The following is a 20,493-nucleotide window of genomic DNA, read 5'->3' as shown; positions in this document are numbered from 1 at the left end:
GAACACAAGACGTGAGTCAGACCATCACGGGCCGTCGAGTCAGGTGCGCGCTCCGGACTCGCCTTCCAGTAGCTCGGCCTGGTTGGCCACCACTCCCGTGAGTATTTCCCGCGCAACGACCAACAGGTCGGCCACCTTCGGCGACGTCAACGTGTAGGACACCGACAGGCCTTCCCGAGTGCCTTCGATGAGACCGGCGCGCCGCAGGATGGACAATTGCTGAGACAGATTGGCCGGCTCGATGCCGATTTCCGGCAGCATCTCGGACACGGCGTGCTCGCGCTCGCTCAGCAACTCCAGCACGCGAATACGGGCGGGATGCGCCAACGTCTTGAAGAAATCGGCTTTCATTCTGTAGAGCGGCCGGCTCGAATCCGTGGCCATGAAGTCCTCCCGTGGCACCCGCCACCGCGCAGCAGGCTACTTGCGAACACTAGCAATCAACAGACCGAAGTGGACGACCTCCCTGCCCGTCCCGAAACTCGGCTACCTTCACTCCCATGCGCGGAGACCCCGAAGAATCCACCGACTTCAGGCTCACCGTGGCCACGGCGGCCCTCGACCTGTTCTCCGTCAAGGGCTACGAGTCGACGACGGTGGACGACATCGCCGGTGCCGCCGGCATCTCGCGTCGGACATTCTTTCGTCAGTTCCGCGCCAAGGAAGACGTCGTCTTCGCCGATCACGAAATACTGCTCGAGCAGGCCGGCGCGTTCCTGGAAGCGAACGAGGGCGATCCCTGGCGGGCCGTGTGCGATGCCGCGCAGCTGGTGTACGAGCGGTTTTCCGACTGGCAGGACATGTCGCGCTTGCGCTACCAGGTGGTGCACAAGATCCCCGCGCTGCGCGATCGAGAAATCGTCACCGTGTTTCGCTACGACAGACTCTTCGTCGACTATCTGCAGCGTGTTCTGCCCGATCACCCGCACCTCGAGATCCTGCAGTTCTCCGCCACGGTGACCGCGACGCACAACTACATCCTTCGTCGGATGATCCGCGACGGCCTCCCGACGTCCGTGGAGGATCTGCGTTCGGCACTCGCGCAGGTGCGCGCGCAGTTCTTCGGTGAGATCGTCGTCGCGTCGTTCCCCCGGGGCACGTCCGTCAGCAAAGTCGTCGACGCGTTGGCCGATCACACAAGCACCTGAGCCACCCGACGCGATGGCACTGAGTGCCGGATGCCGGAGACCCGGTCTTGAACAGGTCCGAATTCGGACGTACACTGGGGCAATCCTTGGCACTGAGTGCCCTCCGTGGGCAGTGCCACCCCCGACACACCGAGGAGCGTGGCCGACATGGCCGGAAATCCCGACTTCGATCTGTACCAATCGCCCGACGAGCACAACGAACTGCGCGCAGCCATTCGGGCGCTCTCGGAGAAGGAGATCGCTCCGTACGCCAAAGAGGTCGACGAGGACTCCCGCTTCCCCGAGGAAGCACTCAAAGCGCTCAACGCTTCCGGCTTCAACGCCATTCACGTTCCCGAGGAATACGACGGCCAGGGTGCCGATTCCGTCGCTGCCTGCATCGTCATCGAAGAGGTCGCACGCGTCTGCGGCTCGTCCTCGCTGATCCCCGCGGTCAACAAGCTCGGCACGATGGGCCTGATCCTCAAGGGCTCCGAGGAACTCAAGAAGCAGGTCCTGCCGTCCCTCGCCGGTGGCGCGATGGCGTCGTACGCCTTGTCCGAGCGCGAAGCGGGATCCGACGCGGCGAGCATGCGCACCCGCGCCAAGGCCGATGGAGACGACTGGATCCTCAACGGCTCCAAGTGTTGGATCACCAACGGCGGCAAGTCCGATTGGTACACCGTCATGGCCGTGACCGATCCCGACAAGGGCGCCAACGGCATTTCCTCGTTCATCGTGCACAAGGACGACGAGGGATTCGTCGTCGGCCCCAAGGAGAAGAAGCTCGGCATCAAGGGTTCGCCCACCGCCGAGCTCTACTTCGAGAACTGCAAGATTCCCGGCGATCGCATCATCGGCGAGCCCGGTACCGGCTTCAAGACCGCGCTGGAAACACTCGACCACACGCGCCCCACCATCGGCGCACAGGCCGTCGGCCTGGCACAGGGTGCCCTCGACGCGGCCATCGCATACACCAAGGACCGCAAGCAGTTCGGCACCTCGATCTCGAGCTTCCAGGCAGTGCAGTTCATGCTCGCCGACATGGCGATGAAGGTCGAAGCCGCCCGCCTGATGGTCTACAGCTCCGCAGCCCGCGCCGAGCGCGGCGAGAAGAACCTCGGGTTCATCTCCGCGGCTGCCAAGTGCTTCGCCTCGGACGTGGCCATGGAGGTCACCACCGACGCCGTGCAGCTCTTCGGCGGTGCCGGCTACACCACCGACTTCCCGGTCGAGCGCATGATGCGCGACGCCAAGATCACCCAGATCTACGAGGGCACCAACCAGATTCAGCGTGTCGTCATGTCGCGGGCGCTGCTCAAATGAGCGACATCAACCTGGTAGGTGTCATCGGCGGCGGCACCATGGGTGCTGGCATCGCCGAAATGTGTGCTCGCTCCGGCAGTTCCGTACTGATCCTGGAGACGAGCCAGGCGACGGCCGACGCCGCAGAGGCCCGCCTCGACAAGTCCTTCGCTCGTGCCGTGAAGTCCGGTCGCATCGAAGCCGACGCGGCCGAGAAGGCCCGTGCTGCAATCGCGTTGACGCTCGATATCAACGACTTCGCGGACCGCGATCTCGTGGTGGAGGCAGCACCGGAGATCGAGTCGCTCAAGCTGGACCTGTTCGGCAAGCTCGATTCCATCGTCAAGCCCGAGGGAATCCTGGCCACGAACACCTCGTCGATCCCGGTCATCAAGATGGCCAACGCGACCAAGCGTCCCGACAAGGTCGTCGGCGTGCACTTCTTCAACCCGGTGCCGGTACTGCCGTTGGTGGAGATCGTCGTCAGCCTGCTCACCAGCGAGGAAACCGTCGCAGCGGTGACGGACTACGCCGGAAACACGCTGGGCAAGAAGACGATTCGCGCCGGGGATCGCGCCGGATTCATCGTCAACGCACTGCTCATCCCTTACATGGTCTCGGCCATCCGCATGCTCGAGTCCGGCTTCGCCAGCGCCGAGGACATCGACGAGGGCATGGTCAACGGTTGCGCACACCCCATGGGCCCGTTGCGTCTGACCGACACCGTCGGCCTCGACGTCACCCTCGCGGTCGCCGAGTCGCTGTACGCGGAGTTCCGCGAACCGCACTATGCGCCGCCGCCGCTGCTGCAGCGCATGGTGGACGCCGGGATGCTGGGTCGCAAAACCGGTAAGGGTTTCTACTCGTATTCGTAGTAGTCCCTTCGCCCCTTCTGGATCAATGTGGCATTCAGCTTCTTGGAGAAGCTGAATGCCACATTCATCCGGCAGGGAGGCGCACACTGGAGCCGTTCCACAACTCTGGGAGGCTCCATGAACATCGATCTCGACGGCCGCACCGCTTTGATTTCCGGCTCCAGTCAGGGCATCGGATTCGCGATTGCCACCGAATTGGCCCGCGCCGGTGCGCGCGTGGTCCTCAACGGCCGCAGCGAGTCGGCGCTGGATTCGGCCGAGGAACAGTTGCTGACGGCAGTGCCGGGTGCGCGGGTGATCGTCGTTGCTGCCGATCTCGCGACGGCCGACGGGGTCGAGACATTGCTCGCCAAGGTGCCGGTGGTCGACATTCTGGTGAACAACCTCGGCATCTTCGGAGCAAAACCCGCTCTCGACATCGACGACGACGAATGGCGACGCTATTTCGAGGTGAACGTGCTCTCGGCAATCCGGCTGATCCGCACGTATCTGCCGGCGATGACCGAGGCGGGCTGGGGCCGAATCCAGAATATCTGCAGCGATTCCGCAGTCGTGATTCCCGAGGAGATGGTCCACTACGGAATGACGAAGACCGCCCTGCTCGCAGTGACCCGTGGATTCGCGAAAGCTGCTGCAGGAAGCGGAGTTACGGTCAATTCCGTGATCGTGGGTCCCACCCACACCGAGGGCGTCGAGAAGTTCGTCGGCGAACTCGTCGGCGACGACCTCCCCTGGGACGAGGCGCAGGCGCAATTCATGAAGGAGCACAGACCACAATCGCTCATCGGACGTTTGATCGAGCCGAGGGAGATCGGCAACATGATCGTCTACCTGAGCTCCGAGCAGGCCTCTGCGACCACCGGTGGCGCTCTACGCGTCGACGGCGGCTACGTCGACGCGATTCTGCCCTGAGTCTTTCGTAGGGCTGGTCCGGTCGGTCACAGTTTGTGGCCGACCGCTTCGGGGCATGCGTGAGATACACGGAATCAAGCAGAGGTTCTTCACGCATTTCACCGTATTCGGAGACGATTCCACAGTGAGCGATCAGTACACCTTCACCAACCCCGTCACGCAGTACCGCCAGGACGGCTTCCCGGAGCAGCACCAGGATCCGCCCGGCCTGGCCGCAGATCTTCAGCCCCTCGCCGACCACGGGGAGCAGACGTACCGCGGATCCGGACGCCTCACCGGCCGCAAGGCCTTGATCACCGGTGCCGATTCCGGAATCGGCCGAGCAGCAGCGATCGCCATCGCACGCGAGGGCGCCGACGTGGTTCTCAATTACCTACCGGCAGAAGAGAAGGACGCGCAGGAGGTTGCGCAGTTGGTCCGCGACGCCGGCCGCACCGCGGTCCTGGCACCGGCAGATCTCACCGACGAGCAGGCCGCGCGCGGCATCGTGCGCACTGCCGTCGACGAGCTCGGTGGCCTCGACCTGCTGATCAACGTTGCCGGTAAACAGCAGTTCGTCGAAGATCTGGCCGACCTGACGTCCGAGCAATTCGATCAGACGTTCAAAACCAACGTCTACGCACTGTTCTGGATCATCCAGGAAGCGGTGCCGCACATGCCCGCCGGCTCGACCATCGTCAACACCAGCTCGATCCAGGCATACACACCGTCACCCGGACTGGTGGACTACGCGACAACGAAGATGGCCATCAACACCATCAGCAAGGCCCTCGCACAGCAGTTGGCGCCGAAGGGAATCCGCGTCAATGTCGTTGCGCCGGGACCGTTCTGGACACCGCTGCAGGCAGCCGGCGGCCAGCCGACTTCGGCACTGCCGGAATTCGGCAAGGAAACACCGCTCGGACGCGCAGGACAGCCCGCCGAGATCGCCGGTGCGTACGTCTATCTGTCGTCGGCCGAATCGGGTTACGTCACCGGCGACACATTGAACGTCAACGGTGGTATGCCGACGCCGTAGATCGTCACCCGTTCGGCGTGAATGGACCATTCACACCCGTCTGGGCTGGTGAATGGTCCATTCACGCGTTCAGGAGAGATCAGTCCTTCGGCCCACCGGCGGCGTAGACGACCTGACCCGAGATGAAGCCCGCACCCTCGCTGACGAAGAACGACGCCAGGTGCGCGATGTCATCGGGATGTCCGACGCGATTGACCGGAATCTGCGACGCAGCAGCGGCTTTGAAGTCCTCGAACGGCATCCCGACGCGTTCTGCGGTGGCTGCCGTCATCTCCGTCTCGATGAATCCCGGGGCAATGGCGTTGGCGGTGACGCCGAACTTGCCGAGTTCGATGGCCAGGGTCTTGGTGAAGCCCTGCATGCCGGCCTTGGCTGCGGAGTAGTTGGCCTGTCCGCGGTTGCCGAGGGCAGACGTGCTCGACAGGTTGACGATGCGTCCCCACTTGGCGTCGATCATGTGCTTCTGGACCGCGCGGGTCATCAGGAACGATCCGCGCAGGTGTACGCCGAGAACGGAATCCCAGTCCTGCACCGTCATCTTGAACAGCAGGTTGTCGCGAGTGATGCCCGCGTTGTTGATCAGTACGGTCGGCGCACCGAATTCACTTGCAATGCGATCGACGGCGGTCTGCACCGATTCCTCGTCGGCAACGTTGGCACCGATGGCCACTGCCTGCCCGCCTGCCGACTGAATCGCTCCGACGGTGTCGCTGCACGCGGCCTCGTCGAGGTCGACCACGGCAACTCCGAAGCCGTCCTTGGCCAGCCGCTTGGCTACCGCAGCACCGATTCCTCGCGCACTACCGGTGACAATGGCCGTCTTGATCTGATCACTCACGAATATCTCCCTTACGACGCCGAACTCGATAACTGTCCTCTGTTTCTATCAACACCGACAATGCGATCAGTACGCAGCCACCGCTCCGTCGAGTGCCTTCTGCATTCCCTCTGCCACCACCCGGGTGATGTCGATCGGCTTCTCGGGCAAATCGGTGATGGGCGTGTCGATGTAGACGCTGGCCTGCTTCACCTTCGGCGCACCGTGACCGTAGCTCAGGCCGATACAGATCAGCACCGGCTCGACCCCGAGTTTGCGCGCCCGCATCGCGATGTGGCCGATGCCGCTGCCGACGTGCTGCACCGTCGTCGGATCCTCGAGATTGCAGGTTCCCTCGGGGAACACCGCCAGATCGTCGCCTCGCTTCATCCGCTCGGCACTGACGTCCATCATGCGGTTGCCCGCGGCGCTGACGGCCCGCATGCCGTGATTCTTTCCGCGGAAGACGGGGATACCGCCCATCATGTCGATTCGCTTGCGCTGCTTGGGTTCCTGGAACAGTTCGTCCTTGGCCAGCACCCGAGTGCGACCGATGACCGGACGCAGCGGCGACGCCCATGCCGCCGCTGCGAGGGTGTACGGATCGTTCTCGGTCAGATGATTGACCGCGATGAGCAGACGCGTGTTGTCGTAGACGAGACGACGCAACTCCTCACGGGCACCGTCGGGATACGACACCCTCGGGCGGAATCGCCTGGCCAGGGTCGCATAAGCCAACCTCGCGACCTGACGATTCTGCTGATGACGCAGATAGAAGTCGTACACGGTCACATCGTTTTCGAGAATTACCGCAGGCCGATCCATGAGCCGAGCTTAGCCTCACACCCGCGAGGAACCCATAGCCCGGATACCGACGGTAAGTCCGACCGCAGCGGTAGCCACGGCCGCGACAACACCGGCCGTCACCGTCGAACTCGTGAAGTCTCCCGCGAACAGTGCACGTTCGGCATCGACCAGGTACCCGAGCGGGTTGATGTTCACCAGGAACTGCATCCATCCCGGGGCAGTGGTGAGCGGCAGCATCGTGCCCGACAGGATGAGCAGTGGGAACATCAGAGTCTGCTGTATCGACCAGAACACCCAATCCTGTCCGCGCACAGCCAAAGCCAGCGTGTAGGACAGTGCGCCGAGCCCGACACCGAACACGCCCAGCAGCACGATGCCCACGACCGCACCGATCGGATTCACGGACAGGCCGAGTGGCAACGCGACCAGGATGATCAAGACGGCCTGAGCAGCCAGCGGCACCATCTCCTTGAACGCGCGCCCGACGAGCAGCGCCGATCGCGGCAACGGGGTCACCGACATTCGTTCGTGCGAACCCTGCTGCAACTCCGCCAACAAATTCGAGCCCGTCATGGAGGTTCCGAAAATGGTGATCATCGCGAGGACCCCCGGAACGAACCAGTCCCAGACGCTTCCGTCCCCGAGGCCGGGCACCTCGGTGAGCAGTGGGCCGAACAGTGCGAGCAGGATCAACGGTTGGATGAGACTGAAGATCACCGTGAACGGATCGCGGAGCATCGGCCGCAGTTCGCGGCCCATCACCAACGTACTTCCCGACAGAACGCTCATCGGAGTTCTCCTGCTGTGCTTGCGTTTTCGAGGGATGCGGAACCCGTCGCGGCGCTCTCACGGAGACTGCGCCCGGTGAGGCCGAGGAACACGTCGTCGAGGGTCGGTCGCGTCGTATCTGCCGTGTGCACCGTGATCCCATGAGACTCGCTCAGCCGAAGGAGATCCGGAAGAACCACCTCGGCACGCTCGACCCGGATGTTCAGACGCGAACCCGCCACCGTCACGTCCCTGACACCGGCTACACCACCGAGAAGCGCAGCCAGCGCCGACGCGTCGGACACGGTGAGGACGATCAGATCACCTGCCAGTTCCGATTTCAGTGCGGTGGCGGTGTCGTCGGCGATGACGGTGCCGCGATCGACGACGATCACCCGCTCGGCCATCGAATCGGCCTCGTCGAGATAGTGCGTGGTGAGCACGATGGTGGTGCCCATCTCTCGCCTCAGCCGCAGAATGTGGTCCCACAGGTTCGCCCGGCTCTGCGGGTCCATGCCGGTGGTCGGTTCGTCGAGAAACAGCAACGGCGGCCGATGCACCAGACCCAGTGCGATGTCGAGTCGTCGACGCTGCCCGCCGGACAGCGTCGACACGGTACGAGTCGCGAGCTCGCCGAGTTCGAGCGCCTCGATCAATTCGTCTGCGCGACTGCCTGATCGGCGACGCGTCATGCCGTAGCACTGCCCTTGCACCACCAGCTCGTCCCGGACGCGCTGATTGTGGCCCGCACCGTTGCCCTGACCCACGTAGCCCAGGCTGCGGCGGACTCGATCCCGGTCTTTGCCCACGTCGAATCCGGCGATGCGGGCCGATCCCGACGTCGGTGCCAGCAACGTGGTCAGCATCCGCAGAGTGGTCGACTTGCCTGCCCCGTTGGGGCCGAGCAGAGCCACCAGCTCTCCCTCACCGATCGTCAGATCGATGCCGCGTACCGCCTCGACGGTCGTCTTGCCTTGCTGAAAAGTCTTGGTCAATCCCGAAGTTTCGATCATCTGTGACGCCCCTCGTCGTAGCGGTGAATCCCTACGACGGAGACGGTAGAAACGATCGCGGTCAGCTTCGGTCCGCGATGCCAGTGCGGCGGTCGATCAACCGAAGACGGGGAACTTCCGTTTGCGGGCCAGGGCGTCCATCCCGGACTGAATGCTCGCGCGCACCTCGTCGTACTTGGCGTCGACGTACGCCTCGTCCTCGCACCGCGCCGGATCGTGGTCCAGTTCGACCGGCGGCATGAATCGAGTGCGAATCTTCGCGGGCAACGGAATCTGCGGTAACGCCGCGGGCGCAATGATCCACGGCAGCGAGATCGCGATCGGAAAGACCTTCAACCTCGCAATCTTGTCCAGCTTCAACGCTTTCGACAGCTTGTCGCCGCGAATGAGCACCGGCATCGCGTCGGCCCCACCCACCGTCGCCACCGGCACGATGGGCACACCCATCCGAATGGCGAGCTTGATGAAGCCGGTTCGGCCACCGAGGGTCGCCTCGTCCCGTTTGCTCCAGGGCCGCAACGAATCGACCTCGCCGCCCGGCCACACGATGACGTCCCGGCCCTCGGCCAGTGCCGTCGACATCGAGTCCGGTGCCGCGGGAAGCACCCCCATGGATCGAAAGACTTTTCCGATCAACGGGAACGCCATCAAGGCATCGTGCGCGGTTCCGTGCAGGATGCGTTTCTCACCGAAGTGCCGCCACCACTGAGCGCCGACGGTCCACGCGTCCCAGACGAACGGCGCACCCGAGTGCACGCCGACCACCAGCACCGGCGACTCCGGAATGGTCTCCCAACCGTCGATCTCCATCCGGAAGTAGCGGTCCATCACCCCGTTCCAGAGTCGTTGCTGCCGGTCCATTGCCACTGTGTTCTGATCATCGAGGTCCCAGCCGCCTGCGCGTTCGGCAACCACCGCTCCGAGGCCCCCGGACGACTTCTCCCGACGCTCTTTCATCTTCAGACGCGCCGCCGCGGCGTACCGCTGCGCTTGCTCGCGCAGCTGCTCCTTCGTCGGTTCTTCGGAGCCGTCCCCACCCAGTACGTGATCCCCATCACTCATACCCGCACGGTACTCCACCCGTCCGAAGCCGACTCACAACCAGCGCTCGTAACCCCGCGCGACGTCCCGAGTGTCCGTTATGGTCAGAATTCGAGCCGAGCGAACGAGGTATACCGATGGATCCGATCGAACCGGCATACGGAACGACAGCTCTGCTGCTGATCGCCGCCGCAGCCGTTGCAATCCTGCTTTTCCTCATCATGAAGGTGAAACTGCACGCCTTCGTCTCCCTGGTCCTGGTCAGCGCGGTCACCGCCGTCGCGGCCGGAATCCCGCTGGCGGACGTGCCGTCGGCCCTGCTCTCGGGCTTCAGTTCCACGCTCGGCTCGGTGGCGCTGCTCGTCGCGCTCGGCGTGATGGTCGGCAGGCTGCTCGAAATCACCGGTGGTGCACAGGTGTTGGCCGATACCCTGATCAACCGATTCGGGGCCAAACGCGCACCTCTGGCGCTCGGTGTCGCCGCACTCATCTTCGGCTTCCCCATCTTCTTCGACGCGGGCCTCGTTGTCTTCCTGCCGATCATCTTCACCGTCGCCAAACGTTTCGGCGGATCGGTGCTGCTGTACGCCCTCCCGACCGCAGGCGCATTTGCCGCGATGCACGCCATCGTTCCCCCGCACCCCGGTCCGGTCGCTGCCACCGAACTCCTCGGCGGCGACATCGGTTCGGTACTGCTCGTCGGCGTTCCCGTTGCCGTCGTCTCCTGGTTCGTCGGCTCGTACCTCGTCGGTACCCAGCTCGGTAAGCGGTTCCACACCTTGCCTGCAGATCTCTTCTCCGACGGCGCTGCCAACTCCGAGGAGCACGACAAGGAAATGGCCGCGCTGCGCGATCCGGCTCCGAAGTTCGGTGCGGTGCTGTTCATTCTGCTGACGCCTCTGGTGTTGATCTCTCTCAACACCGTCGTCAACACACTGACCACGTCGGGTGTGCTGACCGGAGACGAGACCTGGGCCGCAGCGCTGACGCTCATCGGTCAGACACCGATCGCGCTGCTCATCACGCTGCTGCTGGCTCTGTTCATCCTCGCGCCGGGACGCTTCCCGGTGGCCGACGGTGCCAAGTACATGGATCAGGCGCTCGGGCCCATCTGCTCGATCATCCTGATCACCGGTGCCGGCGGCATGTTCGGTGGCGTGCTCCGGGCCAGCGGCATCGGGCAGTCGCTCACCTCCTCGCTGTCCGGCCTCGGACTGCCGATCCTGCTGCAGGCCTTCCTGATCGCCACCGCGCTACGCGTCGCGCAGGGTTCGGCCACCGTCGCTCTCACCACGACCGCAGGACTGATCTCGGTGCAGGTGGCCGAATTGGATCTGAGCAACTTCAAGATCGCGCTGTTGGTGTTCGCCCTGGCCGCCGGAGCCACCGTGCTCTCCCACGTCAACGACTCCGGCTTCTGGCTCGTCAGCCGCTTCTTCGGCATGGACGAGAAGACGACCCTCAAGACCTGGACCGTCATGGAAACGACACTGGGACTGGCGATCTTCGCCCTGGCATCGCTGCTGTGGGTGGTGTTCTAGCGGGGTGGACTGCCTCGATTGACGAGTCCGAGCAAGATCGAAGGGGCAAGCCTCGACCCGAGGATCGACACTCGGCCCAGTCCGATGGCTATCTCGTCGCGGCCACTGTCGAGTCCGGCCATCGTCTTGTCGAGGAACTTCTCCAACGGCATCGCCATCGGCGGCGCGCTGTCCATGCTGCGGTGCAACGGTGTGTCGACTACCGGCGGGACGAGTTCGACGACCTGAACGGTGGTTCGGCGCAGTTGATGCCGAAGACTGACGGTGAACGAATGCACGGCTGCCTTGGTCGCGGAGTACACGGGAGCGCCGGTGAGCGGAACGAAGCCGAGGCCGGAGCCCACGTGCACCACCCTCGCGCGAGGAGCACGGCGCAGGAGGGGCAGCGCTGCCGAGGTGACGTTGACGAGGCCGGTGAAATTGGTGGCGATCTCGTCGGCGATCTCGGCACTCGCCGGCTGCTCCTGCGCCGAGAAGTCCAGTGGGCGTTGGACTCCGGCATTGTTGATCAGGGTCGTCAGATGCGGAATCGACGCGGCGATCTCCGCTATCGCGCGGCCCACGGATTCCGGGTCGCAGACGTCCATGACGATCGGCGTCATGCCGGGGTGCTCCGCGGCCATCGCACTCAGGCGCACGCTGTCGCGGCCGGTGACGACGACGTGGGCCCCACGAGCGTGGAACCGGGTGGCGAGTCCGGCACCGATGCCCGACGTCGCGCCGGTGATGAGAACCGCGTCGTCGTCGAAGGACCCCGGGTGTGACCTTCCGCGTCCGATCATGCGAGCGACCCGGCAACGATCTGCCAGGCCAGAGCAGATTTCGCGGCGAGGCTGAGTACGAGGTAGACGAACTCGCCGGATGCGTAGTCCTTCCACGGCCCGATCCTTCGGTACTGCAGCCATTGGTTGGCCGCGAAGCTCATGAAGAAGACGAACAGCGAGAAGAAGATTCCGTAGACGAACCCGGGTACCTCCGAAGCCCCGACGAGGTTCACGGTGATCGCTACCCAGGGTGCGGCACCGGCGACACAGCCGAACCAGAACGCGGTGAGGTCCGGTCGCTGTCCAGGTTGGTTGAAGCGCTCCTGGAGCCAGCCGAACAGGATCATCGCGACGTTGGCACCCACGATCGCGATCAGCGCGCTGATCTGCGTGATGCCGGCGTACAGCGCGATGAGGACCACCATGATCGTGGCGCTGACGCTGTACTCGAGCCATCGAAACGGGTTGATACCGCGAGAGAGGGTGCGTTCGTACGACTTTCGTAGTGGAACCCCGGTGACGAAGTGATCCACCGCCGCCAGTGCGAGGAAGACGGCGACGGCGATACCGATGGGAACCGCGAACGCTTCCTGCGCTTGCGGAACCACCGTTCCCGGGGGTCCCGCGGGGTAGGCGGTGGTCACATCGATGGCGAAGTCGGATGCGATGACGAGCACCGCGATGGCCTGAACAGCGTGCAGCGCGGACAGCGAGAGGTTCCAGATGCGGAGTTGCCTCAGCCTGTCCGGAGACAGAGGATGCTCGGTCGCGACGGCCGGGTGCGGAGTGCGTGCCATGACCGTTAGCCTTACAGGTTGTAAGGCTGCTGACAAGGAGTGGTGGGGAGAACGCTGTGAAGACGGACGACGAGCTGTCCGCTCGCCAACGGATCATGCTCGCCGCGATCGAATTGGCCGGCCAGCAGGGGACCGGGCGCATGACGATGTCCGCGGTAGCCGCGCGCGCGAAGGTGTCCCGACCTACTCTGTACAGCTACTTTCCGGACGTGCCTCGGATTCTGGAAGCCTGGGTCGAGCAGGAAGTGGTGCGCGTCGAGGCGCGGCTTCAGGACGTGTTGGACCGGGGCGCAGGGTCGGATCCGATGACGGTGCTGGGTGACTACATCGACCTGCAGTTGAACTATTTCGTCGAATCTCCGACGAGGGCCCTGCTCACGACGGCCGCACTGGGATCGCCGCCGCAGGCCGTCACCGGACACATCGAACGGTTCCGCGCAGATGTACACGGGCTGCTGTCGGTTCTGGGCAGGCAAGGACGTCTTCGGGCCGATGTGGACGTCGAGATGCTGGCCGGGCTTGTCATCGCGGGGATCACCTCGATGACTTCTCACGTGCTGGAGGAACAGCTATCGCCTACCGAGGCGCGACGCCGATTGCTGGACATCATCTTTCGAGGATCGCTTCGCTCGTGACGGCCGGTTACCCCGGCTGTCGGTCCCGCCTGGGTTGCCATCGAGCTGCGCGCTCGCCGATCGAAGCGAGCCGAGCCGTCTCGTGCACTCGAGAGGCTCGGGTCTCGGGCCGCTTGGCGGTCACGATCCACTCCAGAATCCCGCGACGCGCGGACGGCGGAAACTGGTTCCAATTGCTCTCCGCATCAACGTGTTCGGCGAAGGCGGCGGCCAGGTCCTCGGGAACGATCAGATCCTCGACCTCGTCGAGAACGGTCCATGCTCCGTTGGCCACGGCAGCCTCGACGGCCCGCTCCCCTGCGGGAAGCATCAGGCCTGCTTCACGGAGGGCCTCGATACGGATCTTGTTCGGACGGGACCACGCGCTCGTGGGTTTGCGGGGCGAGAAATACAACATGGTTCGCTCGTCGTCCAGCTTGCGGGGTCGACTGTCCACCCACCCCACCGCGAGCGCTTCCGCGACGGCGTCGTCGTAGCTGATCGCCGGTTTTCCAGTGGCCTTCTTCCACGACACCAGCCACGCCGATTCCGCAGTTCCGTGATGGGCGGACAGCCACGTCCGCCACTGCGCACGTGTCTGGGCATGCACTCTCGGTGCGTCGTCCATGACGGCCATGCGCATCCCTTCCCTCATTGCCTCGAATGTCCGTCTTCGTCTCGGAGACATCTACTCGATTATGCTGCGATCGTGGGCGAATTTTCCCTCAGCGGTGTGTCTACGATGCGAGGTAATCGTGAGTGATCGCATTCGATTCGACGGAGTGCTCGAACCGTTGACGTGGGGCAAGAACACGTATGCCATCGTCCGAGTCCCGGCAGAATTGGTCGAGGCTGCGAAGCGATGGCCGACGCGCCGGATCGACGGTTCGATCGACGGCCTCAGCCTCAACTTGGGACTGAACAAGGCTGATGCAGATGTGATGCCCGGGTCCTTCGTCTATGTCGGTGCGGGCCTTCAGCGCCGATTGGGCGTCCACATCGGTGATCTGTTGTCGTGCGAGTTCGAGCCGGCCGACCCCGATCTGGTGCCGGTTCCGAAAGACCTCGAGGAGGCGATGGAGAACGCACAGTGCACAGCGGCCTGGGAGCGCAAGCGCGCGAGCGAACGGCGCCAATTGTTGATGCCGATCGACAACGCGGCGCGCGAGCAGACCCGTGCAGATCGGGTGGCCCGACTGGTGAGGATGTTGACCGACAATTCGTAGACCGGTAGGACCACCCGGCTTCCCGTCACTGCACCGGCATCAGAATTCGCCACGCCCCCAACGCCAGTGAGCCGACGGTGACGAGCAGGAACAGGCCGACCCAGACGATGCCGGGGAGGAAGGTCAACCGAGCCAGCTGATCGGCGTCGGAGTCCCTGGCCCGTCCTGCGCTGCGTGATTTCTGCAGTTCGAGAACGGGACGCGGACCGGCGATCAGCAGGAAGAACGTGATGAAGTACGCCGCCGCGACCTGTTGCTCTCCGGTGCCCCACCAGGACACGACGAACAGGGCAGCGCCGACGACGACGAGTGAGAGCAGCCCGTAGATGTTGCGAATCATCAACAGCATCAACGCAATCGACACGACGCCGATCCACAACACCGCGACTGCATGCTGGGTTCCGAGCACGAACGCGGCACCGAGACCGAGCAGCGACGGCCCCACGTAGCCGGCGAAGGTCATCGCGATGACGCCGAGGCCGGTGGGCTTGCCCTTCGAGATAGCGACGCCCGAGGTGTCGGAGTGCAGTCGCAGGCCCATCAGCTGTCGGCCGGTGATCAGCGCAACGAACAGGTGCGCACCCTCGTGCGCGATGGTCACGACGTTGCGGGCGATGCGCCAGGTCTGCGGCAGTACCACGATGACAAGAGCGGCCAGCGCGGCAACTTGGACGATCCACACCGGCGGATCAGGACTCACCGCGGAAATGCGGTCCCAGAATTCGTTCACACCCCAGTATGCGGCAACGCCGAAGCACCGCAGGACCACAAAGAACTTTGTGATCATTGGTTACCTATGGGTGACGGCGGTCACGGCCGTGGGTCAAGATGAACGCACGATGACGAATCCACCGAGCTCGATGACGCGACGGCGCGCGCTGGCGTGCCTGGCGACGTTGCCGATGGCATTCTCGGCCGGTTGTACCGGTTTCGGTCGGTCGACGACTCCGTCGGATCTACGGATGCTCATCCCCAACACTCCGGGCGGCGGTTACGACGTGACTGCCAGAACCGCGTCGCGCATTCTCGAGAAGCACGGCCTGACCGGGCCCATCGAGAAGTTCAACGTCATCGGCGGTGGCGGTTCCGTCGCGCTGGCCAGGCTCGTTCGTGAGGCAGGCAACAGTGCGTTGATCGGCATGGTCGGGGTGGGTGTTGTCGGAGTCGCGCAGGTGGCCGAGGCACCTTGGGGACTGTCGGACGCCACCGCACTTGCACGGCTGGTGGACGAACCGGAAGCTCTCGTCGTTCGATCGGGCTCTCCGATGCCGTCGTTGAATGGCTTCCTCGACGCCTGGCGTCGCGGACCGCAGCAGGTGGTCGTCGGCGTGGGCTCTGCGTTGGGCGGGCCCGATCACCTGTTCACCGTGGAGTTGGCCCGTGCAGCCGACATCGACACCGAGGCCCTGAACCTGGTGACGTTCGACGGTGCCGGCGATCTCCTCGCGGCAGTACTCGACGGCACTGTGGACGTGGGCGTGGCAGGAGCGGGTGAGTACATCGATCAAGTCGACAGTGGTTCGCTTCGCATCCTCGCAGTATCGAAGGCACCCGACGCACGGTCCCGCGGTGTCACCGCCGCGTACGACGCCCCGACACTCACCGAGTCCGGTATCCCGCTCGAATTCACCAATTGGCGCGGATTCGTAGCTCCACCCGGCATTTCGGACTCGGCCCGGAACGGCTTGGTCGACGCGCTGACCCGTATGCGCGACACGGACGAATGGCAGGCCGCGATGCCTCTGCGCGGATGGACCGACTCGTTCCTCACTGGGGATGATTTCTCGGAATTCATTGCGGCAGAAGATATTCGAGTAAGAACCACCTTGGCCGAATTCGGCATCACCCGGTAACAACCACCCCGAACTGCCGATCGAGGTCGGCGTCCAACGGTGCACTGCGAGGCTTCGCCGTGCGCTGATCGAATCACGGAAGGACATCTCGTGGACGACTGGGTCCAAACCCTTTCCACAACGGCGCTGCTGTCGATCGCCGGCATCGCCATCGCGGTACTACTGCTGATGATCATCAAGCTGAAGGTACATCCGCTTCTGGCACTTGTGATCGTCTCTCTCGGAACGGCTTTCGCTGCGCGCATTCCGATCTCGGAGATCCAGGACGTACTGATCGACGGATTCGGTACCACCCTCGGTGAAGTTGCACTTCTCGTGGGATTGGGTGCCATGTTCGGCCGGCTCGCCGAGATCAGCGGCGGAGCACAGGCGCTGTCCAGTGCGCTCGTCCGAAAGTTCGGCGACAAGCGCGCCCCGTTCGCGCTGGGAGTCGCGTCGCTGCTGTTCGGGTTCCCGATCTTCTTCGACGCCGCATTCATGGTGATGCTCCCCATCATCTTCGGCGTGGCTCGCCGGCTCGGCGGAAGCGTCCTGCTGTACGCCCTGCCCGCTGCAGCAGCACTGTCGACCATGCACGTCTTTCTGCCGCCGCACCCAGGTGCCGTCGCATCGACCATCCTGTTGGGCGGCGACGTCGGACTGACGATCCTGATCGGCATCCTCGTGGCAGTGCCCACCTGGTTCATCGCCGGCCATCTGTACGGCACCTTCATCGGCAAGCGGATCTACCTCCCGGTGCCGGATCTCCTGAGCGGTGGCCCGCAGGTGGAGACGGTGGAGAACCCTCCCAAGCCGGGTGTGATCATCGCGCTGCTCATGCTCCCGCTGCTGCTCATCTTCGCCAACACGGCGCTCACAACAGCGGCCAGAACCGGCAGCCTCGACGAGAACTCGCCGCTGGTCACCGTCCCGCAGGTCATCGGATCCACACCCGTCGCCCTGCTCATCACGGTCATGGTCTCGATCTATGTGCTCGCACTTCGTCGCGGCCGCACGGCCACATTCGTGGAGGATCTGCTCGACAACGCGCTCAAGCCGATCGCTCCCGTCGTACTCATCACCGGGGCCGGCGGGATGTTCGGCGCGGTGTTGCTCGCCAGCGGCATCGGTGACGCCCTCGCCGAGACGCTTCGCGACCTGGGTCTTCCGCTCATCGTCTCCACCTTCGCCGTCGCAGCCATCCTTCGCATCGCCCTCGGCACTGCCACCGTGGCCATCACCACGTCGGCCGGGCTCCTCGGTGCTTCGATCATGGCAGCGGGGCTGAATCCGGTTCAGACGGTCGCGATGATCCTCGCCCTCGCTGCAGGGTCGTCGATCTTCCCCCACGTCAACGACGCCAGCTTCTGGCTCATCGGCAAGCTTCTGGGTATGGACGTCCCGACGACGTTCAAGACGTGGAGTGTCATCAAGACCCTGATCTCGCTCGTCGGGTTCGCCTTGTCGTCGGTCGTGTACGTCCTGGCGTCGATCTGACTCCGTACTCGACACGGTCGGAGGGGGTTGCAGGCATCATGAGGCACATGCGACGACGACCGGCACCGCGCAGCCTGGCAGGCCAGGTTCTGCTGTTGCAGCTGGTCGTCGTCGCCGTGGTCCTGGTCGCGGTAGCAGGCGTCTCGGTGCACCAGGCCGGTGTGGAATTCCGCGACACCCAGGGCGGACGCCTCCTCGCCGTTGCCGAGAACCTCGCCTCGACTCCTGTTGTCCGCGAACAGGTTGCATCCGTCGAAGCAGACAAGGTCTTGGCACCGGAGGTGGACCGGGCCGTCGACCTGTCCGGGGCATCCGTCGCCGACGTCGTCGTGTTGGACGCGACCGACGTGGGCAGATCCGTGATCGTCGCTTCCTCCGTTCCGGATCGCGTCGGGATCGCCGGGGAACTCGGTGCGAGTGATGCCGAGGACGGACGGGCCTGGACCGGCGACGTCCGGGTCGACGGACAAGAATCGATCTCGGGTCACGTCCCGGTTCTCGCGCCGACAGGCGAGGTTCTGGCCGTTGTTGCCGTCAGCTCGACGTACCCGTCCACCTGGCGCCTCGTCGCCGATGCCGGGGCACCGCTGCTGTTGTATCTCGGACTCGGAGCAGTCCTCGGGCTCATCGGTTCCTTGCTGCTCTCTCGGCGTATCAAGACCCACACACGCGGGCTGGAGGTCGAGGAGATCGCCAGTCTCGCTGATCATCGAGAAGCGTTGCTGCACAGCATCGGTGAGGGTGTGATTGCAGTCAACACGGAGGGTGTGATCACGGTCCTCAACGACAGCGCCGCCGAACTCCTCGGCCTGACCGAGCATGCTTCCGGTGCAGCCACGGTGATCGGCCACAGTATTCACGAGGTTCCCTTGGATCCAGTTGTCCGCCGGTACCTGATCGACGCTCAGGACAGCGGCGATGTGGTGCTCCCGACGGCGACGAGAATGCTGGTGCTCAGTCGGCGGTCGGCCTCGAGCAGGGGCCGACGTATCGGTACGGTCACCACCATGCGTGACAGCACCGAGCTGGCTCGGCTGCAGAGTCAGCTGTCCTCCCACAAGTCGGTCACCGACACATTGCGTGCGCAGACTCATGAATTCGCCAACCAGTTGCACACCATTTCGGGTCTGACTCAACTCGGCGACCACGACGCAGTGACGGACTTCGTCGGTGCACTGACACGCCGTCGAGCAGAAATCAGTGACGCCGTCACCCGAAGTATCTCCGACCCGGCCGTCGCGGCATTGTTGATCGCGAAGACATCGTTGGCTGCCGAGACCGGTGTTGCGCTGGAACTGAATCCGACCTCTCGGCTGCAGACCTTGGATCCCATGCTCGCCACCGACATCATCACCGTGCTCGGCAACCTGATCGACAACGCCGTGGATGCGTCGACCGGAAGCACGGGTGCCCGCGTCGTGGTCGACATCGATGATTCCGACGGCATCGAGATGCAGGTCGCCGATTCCGGACCAGGTGTTCCCGACAGCATGCGCGCCGAAATCTTCTCGCGCGGCGTCACATCGAAGACGGAGACACCGGGAGGGCGAGGCATCGGACTCGCGCTCGTCCGGATCGTCAGCACCCAGCATGGTGGCACCGCCGAGGTCGACGATGCTCCGGGAACCGGCGGTGCACGATTCACAGTGCGTATTCCGTACGACCACGAATCACCGCGACACGGGAACGCGCGCGTGGCAGGCGTCGGAAGTGACGGGACAGATGAGTGAATCGGACCGCACCTACGAGGTCCTCGTCGTCGACGACGATTTCATGGTTGCAGACATACACCGACGATTCGTCGATGCCACCCCTGGTTTTCGCACCGTCGGCGTGGTTCACACCGCGGCAGATGCGGTCGCTGCAGTCCGCACGCTTGCACCCGATCTGGTGCTGCTCGACGTCCATCTCCCGGACCGCTCGGGACTCGACGCGCTGCAACGTCTGCGTAGCGAAGGTAACGGCGTGGCAGTCGTCGTCGTCACCGCAGCCCGAGAGCTGGACACCGTGCGCCGTGCGCTGCACAGTGGAGCCGCCGACTATCTGGTGAAGCCGTTCGAGTACCCACAGCTACTGGAAAAACTCGGAAACTTCCGCCGACGAGCTCGTGCGCTGTCGAGCTCGAAAGGCATGAACCAGTCGGTGATCGACTCGCTGTTCGGGGCACCGAGTCCGTCCGCGGGCCCGAGCCTGCCGAAGGGGCTGAGCCAGGAAACCGGGTCGCTGGTGCTACGGACAGTTCGCGAGGGCGGCGAGGTATCGGCCAGTGAATGCGCAGACCTCGCCGGTCTCTCGCGGGTGAGCGCGCGGCGATACCTGGAGCACTATGCCTCTACGGGGGTCCTCACGGTCCGACTCGAATACGGCCGCGCCGGAAGGCCGGTACACCGATACCGAGCAACCGACTCGACCTGAACAGCGGCTTCGCCGCAGGCACTAGGACGCGCGTGCTTCGGCCTTCGCGCGTTCGCGGGCGAGGGACCGATCACGCATCTCCTCGAACTTGGTGGCCTGCCGCTCGAGGTCTTCGAGGAACGCG

Annotated in this window: 22 protein-coding genes and 1 pseudogene; 12 read left to right on the top strand and 11 right to left on the bottom strand. The window is 64.2% G+C overall.

The annotated features are described in order from the left end of the window. Nucleotides 1–39: 39 nt before the first annotated feature. Nucleotides 40–384: an ArsR/SmtB family transcription factor gene (locus CH256_RS10460; protein ID WP_068048960.1), complete on the bottom strand. Its 345-nt coding sequence runs from the start codon at nucleotides 382–384 to the stop codon at nucleotides 40–42. 116 nt (nucleotides 385–500) lie between these two features. Here CH256_RS10460 and CH256_RS10455 point away from each other — a divergent pair, with 116 nt between their 5' ends. The 5 genes from CH256_RS10455 to CH256_RS10435 all read left to right on the top strand — a co-directional run bounded on the left by CH256_RS10455 (nucleotide 501) and on the right by CH256_RS10435 (nucleotide 5,237). Further along, nucleotides 501–1,148, top strand: coding sequence for a TetR family transcriptional regulator (locus tag CH256_RS10455; RefSeq protein ID WP_094640460.1), 648 nt, complete (start codon nucleotides 501–503; stop codon nucleotides 1,146–1,148). Nucleotides 1,149–1,295: 147 nt separating this feature from the next. Beyond that, nucleotides 1,296–2,453, top strand: a complete 1,158-nt coding sequence (locus CH256_RS10450) for an acyl-CoA dehydrogenase (RefSeq protein ID WP_068048956.1) — start codon at nucleotides 1,296–1,298, stop codon at nucleotides 2,451–2,453. Nucleotides 2,454–2,458: 5 nt separating this feature from the next. Then, nucleotides 2,459–3,307 carry a 3-hydroxybutyryl-CoA dehydrogenase gene (locus CH256_RS10445; protein ID WP_269454870.1) on the top strand — a complete coding sequence of 283 codons (849 nt, stop codon included), beginning with the start codon at nucleotides 2,459–2,461 and terminating at the stop codon, nucleotides 3,305–3,307. 117 nt (nucleotides 3,308–3,424) lie between these two features. Continuing rightward, nucleotides 3,425–4,219 carry an SDR family NAD(P)-dependent oxidoreductase gene (locus CH256_RS10440; RefSeq protein ID WP_094669553.1) on the top strand — a complete coding sequence of 265 codons (795 nt, stop codon included), beginning with the start codon at nucleotides 3,425–3,427 and terminating at the stop codon, nucleotides 4,217–4,219. 124 nt (nucleotides 4,220–4,343) lie between these two features. Then, nucleotides 4,344–5,237 carry a glucose 1-dehydrogenase gene (locus CH256_RS10435; protein ID WP_094669552.1) on the top strand — a complete coding sequence of 298 codons (894 nt, stop codon included), beginning with the start codon at nucleotides 4,344–4,346 and terminating at the stop codon, nucleotides 5,235–5,237. Nucleotides 5,238–5,316: 79 nt separating this feature from the next. Here CH256_RS10435 and fabG read toward each other — a convergent pair whose 3' ends face one another. The 5 genes from fabG to CH256_RS10410 all read right to left on the bottom strand — a co-directional run bounded on the left by fabG (nucleotide 5,317) and on the right by CH256_RS10410 (nucleotide 9,704). Continuing rightward, nucleotides 5,317–6,075 (bottom strand): 3-oxoacyl-ACP reductase FabG, encoded by a 759-nt coding sequence (fabG, locus tag CH256_RS10430; protein WP_068048880.1) that lies wholly within the window; start codon nucleotides 6,073–6,075, stop codon nucleotides 5,317–5,319. Nucleotides 6,076–6,141: 66 nt separating this feature from the next. Then, nucleotides 6,142–6,879, bottom strand: coding sequence for a lysophospholipid acyltransferase family protein (locus CH256_RS10425; protein WP_094669545.1), 738 nt, complete (start codon nucleotides 6,877–6,879; stop codon nucleotides 6,142–6,144). Nucleotides 6,880–6,894: 15 nt separating this feature from the next. Beyond that, nucleotides 6,895–7,650: an ABC transporter permease gene (locus tag CH256_RS10420; protein WP_094669544.1), complete on the bottom strand. Its 756-nt coding sequence runs from the start codon at nucleotides 7,648–7,650 to the stop codon at nucleotides 6,895–6,897. After that, nucleotides 7,647–8,642, bottom strand: a complete 996-nt coding sequence (locus tag CH256_RS10415) for an ABC transporter ATP-binding protein (RefSeq protein WP_094669543.1) — start codon at nucleotides 8,640–8,642, stop codon at nucleotides 7,647–7,649. Before CH256_RS10415 ends, CH256_RS10420 begins: the two co-directional genes overlap by 4 nt. Nucleotides 8,643–8,738: 96 nt before the next feature. Further along, on the bottom strand, nucleotides 8,739–9,704 hold the full coding sequence (locus CH256_RS10410) for a lysophospholipid acyltransferase family protein (protein WP_094640458.1): 966 nt from the start codon (nucleotides 9,702–9,704) through the stop codon (nucleotides 8,739–8,741). 116 nt (nucleotides 9,705–9,820) lie between these two features. Here CH256_RS10410 and CH256_RS10405 point away from each other — a divergent pair, with 116 nt between their 5' ends. Next, nucleotides 9,821–11,224, top strand: coding sequence for a GntP family permease (locus CH256_RS10405; RefSeq protein ID WP_094640457.1), 1,404 nt, complete (start codon nucleotides 9,821–9,823; stop codon nucleotides 11,222–11,224). Here the strand turns inward: CH256_RS10405 and CH256_RS10400 are convergent. Beyond that, nucleotides 11,221–12,006 (bottom strand): SDR family oxidoreductase, encoded by a 786-nt coding sequence (locus tag CH256_RS10400; protein WP_094669542.1) that lies wholly within the window; start codon nucleotides 12,004–12,006, stop codon nucleotides 11,221–11,223. The two genes, CH256_RS10405 and CH256_RS10400, sit on opposite strands and share 4 nt — an antisense overlap. After that, entirely contained in the window at nucleotides 12,003–12,785 is a 783-nt protein-coding gene (heR, locus tag CH256_RS10395) for a heliorhodopsin HeR (protein WP_094669541.1), read from the bottom strand. Before heR ends, CH256_RS10400 begins: the two co-directional genes overlap by 4 nt. 56 nt (nucleotides 12,786–12,841) lie before the next feature. Here heR and CH256_RS10390 point away from each other — a divergent pair, with 56 nt between their 5' ends. Further along, nucleotides 12,842–13,420 (top strand): TetR/AcrR family transcriptional regulator, encoded by a 579-nt coding sequence (locus CH256_RS10390; protein WP_094669540.1) that lies wholly within the window; start codon nucleotides 12,842–12,844, stop codon nucleotides 13,418–13,420. A 7-nt stretch (nucleotides 13,421–13,427) separates the two neighbouring features. On the opposite strand, the gene CH256_RS10385 is transcribed toward CH256_RS10390, so the two are convergent. After that, a complete protein-coding gene (locus CH256_RS10385; RefSeq protein WP_218829133.1) occupies nucleotides 13,428–14,054 on the bottom strand; it encodes a YdeI/OmpD-associated family protein in 627 nt (208 codons plus the stop codon). A gap of 100 nt (nucleotides 14,055–14,154) precedes the next feature. Here CH256_RS10385 and CH256_RS10380 point away from each other — a divergent pair, with 100 nt between their 5' ends. After that, entirely contained in the window at nucleotides 14,155–14,625 is a 471-nt protein-coding gene (locus CH256_RS10380) for a YdeI/OmpD-associated family protein (protein WP_068048844.1), read from the top strand. Between the two features lie 25 nt (nucleotides 14,626–14,650). Here the strand turns inward: CH256_RS10380 and CH256_RS10375 are convergent, their stop codons facing one another. Continuing rightward, nucleotides 14,651–15,355 (bottom strand): M50 family metallopeptidase, encoded by a 705-nt coding sequence (locus tag CH256_RS10375; RefSeq protein WP_094640494.1) that lies wholly within the window; start codon nucleotides 15,353–15,355, stop codon nucleotides 14,651–14,653. A gap of 109 nt (nucleotides 15,356–15,464) precedes the next feature. On the opposite strand from CH256_RS10375, the gene CH256_RS10370 reads away from it, so the two are divergent. The 4 genes from CH256_RS10370 to CH256_RS10355 all read left to right on the top strand — a co-directional run bounded on the left by CH256_RS10370 (nucleotide 15,465) and on the right by CH256_RS10355 (nucleotide 20,369). After that, nucleotides 15,465–16,478, top strand: coding sequence for a Bug family tripartite tricarboxylate transporter substrate binding protein (locus tag CH256_RS10370; RefSeq protein WP_256980767.1), 1,014 nt, complete (start codon nucleotides 15,465–15,467; stop codon nucleotides 16,476–16,478). A gap of 90 nt (nucleotides 16,479–16,568) precedes the next feature. Beyond that, a complete protein-coding gene (locus CH256_RS10365) occupies nucleotides 16,569–17,954 on the top strand; it encodes a GntP family permease (RefSeq protein WP_094640452.1) in 1,386 nt (461 codons plus the stop codon). A 47-nt stretch (nucleotides 17,955–18,001) separates the two neighbouring features. Continuing rightward, nucleotides 18,002–19,684, top strand: coding sequence for a sensor histidine kinase (locus tag CH256_RS10360; RefSeq protein ID WP_373454803.1), 1,683 nt, complete (start codon nucleotides 18,002–18,004; stop codon nucleotides 19,682–19,684). Continuing rightward, a complete protein-coding gene (locus tag CH256_RS10355) occupies nucleotides 19,677–20,369 on the top strand; it encodes a response regulator (protein ID WP_094669537.1) in 693 nt (230 codons plus the stop codon). Before CH256_RS10360 ends, CH256_RS10355 begins: the two co-directional genes overlap by 8 nt. 21 nt (nucleotides 20,370–20,390) lie before the next feature. On the opposite strand, the pseudogene CH256_RS28560 reads toward CH256_RS10355, so the two are convergent. Beyond that, nucleotides 20,391–20,493: pseudogene (locus CH256_RS28560) on the bottom strand (acyl-ACP desaturase); the annotation flags it as partial.

It is taken from the genome of Rhodococcus sp. 05-2254-6, assembly GCF_002258565.1.
Taxonomy (GTDB): Bacteria; Actinomycetota; Actinomycetes; order Mycobacteriales; family Mycobacteriaceae; genus Rhodococcoides.
This window is presented reverse-complemented; position numbering and strand designations above follow the sequence as displayed.

Excerpts from the sequence above, each read along its gene's own strand:
- CH256_RS10460 (WP_068048960.1), bottom strand. The coding sequence starts at position 384 with ATGGCCACGGATTCGAGCCGGCCGCTCTACAGAATGAAAGCCGATTTC.
- CH256_RS10455 (WP_094640460.1), top strand. The coding sequence starts at position 501 with ATGCGCGGAGACCCCGAAGAATCCACCGACTTCAGGCTCACCGTGGCC.
- CH256_RS10450 (WP_068048956.1), top strand. The coding sequence starts at position 1,296 with ATGGCCGGAAATCCCGACTTCGATCTGTACCAATCGCCCGACGAGCAC.
- CH256_RS10440 (WP_094669553.1), top strand. The coding sequence starts at position 3,425 with ATGAACATCGATCTCGACGGCCGCACCGCTTTGATTTCCGGCTCCAGT.
- CH256_RS10425 (WP_094669545.1), bottom strand. The coding sequence starts at position 6,879 with ATGGATCGGCCTGCGGTAATTCTCGAAAACGATGTGACCGTGTACGAC.
- CH256_RS10420 (WP_094669544.1), bottom strand. The coding sequence starts at position 7,650 with ATGAGCGTTCTGTCGGGAAGTACGTTGGTGATGGGCCGCGAACTGCGG.
- CH256_RS10415 (WP_094669543.1), bottom strand. The coding sequence starts at position 8,642 with ATGATCGAAACTTCGGGATTGACCAAGACTTTTCAGCAAGGCAAGACG.
- CH256_RS10410 (WP_094640458.1), bottom strand. The coding sequence starts at position 9,704 with ATGAGTGATGGGGATCACGTACTGGGTGGGGACGGCTCCGAAGAACCG.
- CH256_RS10405 (WP_094640457.1), top strand. The coding sequence starts at position 9,821 with ATGGATCCGATCGAACCGGCATACGGAACGACAGCTCTGCTGCTGATC.
- CH256_RS10400 (WP_094669542.1), bottom strand. The coding sequence starts at position 12,006 with ATGATCGGACGCGGAAGGTCACACCCGGGGTCCTTCGACGACGACGCG.
- heR (WP_094669541.1), bottom strand. The coding sequence starts at position 12,785 with ATGGCACGCACTCCGCACCCGGCCGTCGCGACCGAGCATCCTCTGTCT.
- CH256_RS10385 (WP_218829133.1), bottom strand. The coding sequence starts at position 14,054 with ATGAGGGAAGGGATGCGCATGGCCGTCATGGACGACGCACCGAGAGTG.
- CH256_RS10370 (WP_256980767.1), top strand. The coding sequence starts at position 15,465 with ATGACGAATCCACCGAGCTCGATGACGCGACGGCGCGCGCTGGCGTGC.
- CH256_RS10360 (WP_373454803.1), top strand. The coding sequence starts at position 18,002 with ATGCGACGACGACCGGCACCGCGCAGCCTGGCAGGCCAGGTTCTGCTG.
- CH256_RS10355 (WP_094669537.1), top strand. The coding sequence starts at position 19,677 with ATGAGTGAATCGGACCGCACCTACGAGGTCCTCGTCGTCGACGACGAT.